The sequence below is a fragment of the Streptomyces sp. NPDC001880 genome, from assembly GCF_053594575.1.
Genome location: NZ_JBSFET010000208.1, coordinates 1 through 3,932, shown reverse-complemented (window position 1 = coordinate 3,932; position 3,932 = coordinate 1). Strand labels below are relative to the sequence as shown.

Genomic DNA, 3,932 nt, shown 5'->3' with positions numbered 1-3,932 from the left:
GACGGAGGCGACCAGGGTGGCCACGGCGTCCACGGCTGCCTGGCGGCGGGCGATGGCCTCCGAGCCGCGCAGTGCGGTGCGGGCCTGGCGGCTGGCCAGCAGCCCGGACAGCAGAGCCCCGGCGAGTGTCCCGGCGATGGAGACGATGGCGGTGATCATGACCTGCCCCCTCCCACCGATGTACGCGGTTGCGTACGTCGAACCGTACGCAACCGCGCATAAGGGTGCAAGAGGGACGCCCAAGATCCTCCACGCGCCTCTCTGTGACGCGAACGCAAGCCGCCCCGGGCTGGTAGTGGGAGCTCTCATTTCCCTGACCAGGTAATCCTCACCCAGTGACCAGCCAATCCTCACTGCTTGTCCAGCACCAGCGCCTGGCCATCACTGCTCAACACCCCATAGAAGCAACCGAATCGGCCCGGCCCACAGCGCCCAAGGCCGGACACCGGACTGAGAATCATCTCGGACACGGAAGCGAGAACTCCCACGGTGGCTTCCGCTTCGCTCCAGCCACCTGGCGTGCTGCGCATGCTGACGGTGTGCCACGCAGGGCGTGGCACACCTACGGGCCTGGCGGCCCGGCAGCAGCTTGAGGGTGGGTGCGGGGGGTTACTCGGGCTGTGTGACTGTCAGGGCCCACCGGATGTCATCACTGGAGGCATCGACCCCTACGGTGAAGGAACCTGATTTCACAACGCCCGCGTTCATGGTCACCGAACCCACGCCTGCACTTCCGGCGGGGCAGTCCACGGTGAAGGCTGCGACTTGCGTCTGCTGCTGCATCGTCACCTGCACGCTGCCGCGGCCCTCGCAGGCCACGGTGAGCACGGTCGACAGCCCCTCCCATGCCCCACCTGAAGCAACACCACCGTCTCCGGTCATTTCCTCCACCCATACCAGGCCCTCCGGCCCAGGGTGAGGGAGAAGACCTCCGGTCGCCGCGGCAGCGGGCACCACGCTTATGGCTGTCAGCCCGCAGGCTGCCAGCATCGCCACGGCCATGGTCTTCCTCACGCGCATCACATCTGCTCCTCGGTCAACTGGTCATGGAGACGGCAGTATCACGAGACGGGAGCGAGGTGGTCATGAGTACGCGTACTCATGACCACCTCGCGGTGCGCGTGGCGGACAGGTGCAATGCGGGGTGGGCGGCAGGCGACGGGGCAGGAACGCGGGGGAAGGCCACCCGAACAAAGAGAGTGGGCGGAGTGGAGTAAGGGGCCGCCAAGGCTCCGGAGTGGCTTGCGGCGAGGAAGGCTCGCTCTCGGTCACGCCAGCACAGCGCACCGCAATTGCCAGCTCTGCCCCCCTCCCCATCTGGGTGCGCTGCCTCGTACGCGCCGCCGGCATCCAGGGACAGCTCAAAGACCGTGCACCGGACAGTCCGCTCTTCCCCCTCATCACGGCCCAGGGCGGCGAACAACTCCGCCTCACCGCAACGGGAATCCGCTACAAACTCGGCCACCACCGGTAGAAGGCGATACCGGCGGCCCCCGTCCCAACTGTCAGCACCCAGCCCCTGCCATCACAGCGCTAACCAGCGACAACACATCTCACGCTGTACCAACCGGCACCCAAATGACCCGCATCATCACCAAAAACGTCAGCACCAAATCGGCATCCCTGACAGCAGCCGAGTCACCCACGACAACCCACTGAACAGCAGAGAGTTCGATACTCACTCACTGAGCCTTTTCCAACCTCATACACGTACTGCTCATCGGCCTGCGGGCGGCTGAACCGGTCTGTAGCGGGAGCGTGACCAGCAGATCCGCAGTCGGTCCCGGCGGCCCAGACGCTCCGCCGAGCATGGTCAGCGGCGCTGACAGCGGGGTTAGAAAGGGCTTAGCTCTCCGGCAGTTCCCATGAGGCGAACCAGTGGGGGAACGGTCCGGCCGAGGGCGGGAAGGCGAACGGCGGGGTGCGGTCGGTGAGCAGGCGCAGCACGAACTCGCCGGTGCCGCAGTCGAAGCGCTGCCACTCACCGCCCACGTACTGCACCAGAACCGGCCAGTCGTCGGGATCGGCCGGTCCGGTCAGCCAGTGGAAGGTCAGCTCCTGCTCGGAGGTCCCCCATATGAGCACGCCGCCGGGCGCGGGGTGGACCGGGTATGGCCTGTACAGGTCGGCGTACCGCGCCATGTCCTGGCCCCAGGAGACTAGATCCGTGCCCAGCGCACCCGGCACCAGCAGGTCCAGGTACTCGTCGAAGCTGCCCGGGCCGAAGGCGTCGACGATGTCCTTGTAGTCACCGGGCAGCGCGGTGCCCAGCGCTGCCTCCGTCGCGGCCCAGTCGACGCCGCACCGATCGGGCTCCGTCCGCCCGGTGGCCTCCCGCAGCAACGCCGCCCACCCGGCACCGGGCGGGCGGGTGAACGCGCGCCGGGCGAGGACCACGACGCGGCGCGGGCCATCAGCGGTGGCCGTCACGCCGTATCCGAACCAGTGCTCGGCCAGCACCCACCCGCGCAGTTCCAGCAGCCCGCCCTTCCCGCCGATGGGGAGCCCACCCTCCCCGCCCACAGGCGGACCGTCGGGCACCCCTGCCGCCCTACCCCCGACGACCCACGCACTTACCGGCAGACCCGCCCCGTCAATCACGTCCGCAGCGACGCGCTCCAACTCGGCCATATCCTCCGCGTCACTGGGCACACAGACATGTCCTGCCCCATGAATGGGCAGCGGGCAGTGCAATTCGGGCGCGCGCCAGGCGTCGTTCAGACGGGCGCGCAGAGCTGAAGCGTCCACGCGGCCAAGTGAACAGCACGGCACTGACATTGAGCCTTTTCAACCGGCATCAGCAGTACGCTGTTGGGCTCATAACAGGATGAAGCCCCTGGTGGGTGGGTTTTTCAGCCAAGATCACCAGTCTGTCAGGAGCTTCCGCGTGCTTGTCTACCCGTCCGGTATCGACCTGTCCAGCCGCACTCTGCAGCACCTATCCGGTCTCCTCGCAGGCCACCGTCGACGGATCGGCTCTCGCTGGCGTCGCCTGACCTGTGGCCGGCAGGCCGTGCTCGTCCTGGCCCACCTGCGCTGCGGCGACACCTACGCCCGCCTCGCAGCAGGTTTCCGCGTCGGGATCGCGACGGTCCACCGGTACATACGCGAGGCCGTGGACCTCCTGGCCGCTCTCGCGCCCACGCTGGATCAGGCCATAGCGACGGTCCGGAAGAAGGCTTACGTGATCCTCGACGGCACCGTACTGCCGATCGACCGCATCGCCGCCGACCGCCCGTACTACTCGGGGAAGAAGAAGCACCACGGGATGAACGTGCAGGTCCTCGCGGATCCAGCCGGCCGCCTGATCTGGGCCTCGGACGCGCTACCCGGAGCCGTGCACGATCTGACCGCGGCCCGGACCCACGGCATTCCCGCCGCTCTCGCCGCTGACGACGTCAAGTGCTGGGCTGACAAGGCATATCAGGACGCAGGCCCTGCTGTCCGCGTCCCGTTCCGGGGCAAGAACCTGCGCGGCTGGCGTCGTCGTCACAACCGCGATCACGCCAAGATCCGCAGCCTCGGCGAACGCGCTTTGGCCACCCTTAAATGCTGGCGCCTCCTGAGGAAGCTCCGCTGCAGCACCACCCGGATCACCGCCGTTGTCCGTGCCGTCGTCGCACTCGAACTCGCCGCCTGATCACGATGGAAAAGGCTCACTGACATCACGATGCCGAACCACCACCGACAAAAACCCGCAGATCATCACCCGAGGCGACTGACGGGCACTCAGAGAGGTTCACAGGGTGGCCTACGCGGCGAAGCCGATGTCTGACGGCCGACTCAGGTGTCGCGCAGGCGGACTCGACGCGGCGCAGGGCACTGGACCGTACGGGAGGCCGAAGGGGTACGCGGCGAGATCACCGTCGTCGTCGAGGGCGCGGCCGAATCCGGGCCCGAGGAACTGGACGCCGAGGAGCTGGTGCGCAGGG

At 67.6% G+C, this 3,932-nt stretch carries 4 protein-coding genes and 1 pseudogene; 2 read left to right on the top strand and 3 right to left on the bottom strand.

Features of this window, described 5'->3' with window-relative positions; translation table 11 throughout:
• Positions 1-609: 609 nt before the first annotated feature.
• The 3 genes from ACWCQ6_RS36180 to ACWCQ6_RS36170 form a co-directional block, all read right to left on the bottom strand.
• Positions 610-1,020, bottom strand: coding sequence for a hypothetical protein (locus ACWCQ6_RS36180; protein ID WP_451096617.1), 411 nt, complete (start codon positions 1,018-1,020; stop codon positions 610-612).
• A 533-nt stretch (positions 1,021-1,553) separates the two neighbouring features.
• The gene (locus ACWCQ6_RS36175) at positions 1,554-1,682 is read right to left on the bottom strand and encodes a hypothetical protein (RefSeq protein WP_451096615.1); all 129 of its coding nucleotides are present in this window, start codon (positions 1,680-1,682) and stop codon (positions 1,554-1,556) included.
• 163 nt (positions 1,683-1,845) lie between these two features.
• Positions 1,846-2,523 carry a hypothetical protein gene (locus ACWCQ6_RS36170; protein ID WP_451096613.1) on the bottom strand — a complete coding sequence of 226 codons (678 nt, stop codon included), beginning with the start codon at positions 2,521-2,523 and terminating at the stop codon, positions 1,846-1,848.
• A 364-nt stretch (positions 2,524-2,887) separates the two neighbouring features.
• Here ACWCQ6_RS36170 and ACWCQ6_RS36165 point away from each other — a divergent pair, with 364 nt between their 5' ends.
• Both ACWCQ6_RS36165 and ACWCQ6_RS36160 read left to right on the top strand, forming a co-directional pair.
• Positions 2,888-3,640: a transposase family protein gene (locus ACWCQ6_RS36165; RefSeq protein ID WP_451096611.1), complete on the top strand. Its 753-nt coding sequence runs from the start codon at positions 2,888-2,890 to the stop codon at positions 3,638-3,640.
• 198 nt (positions 3,641-3,838) lie between these two features.
• Positions 3,839-3,932: pseudogene (locus tag ACWCQ6_RS36160) on the top strand (16S rRNA (cytidine(1402)-2'-O)-methyltransferase); the annotation flags it as partial.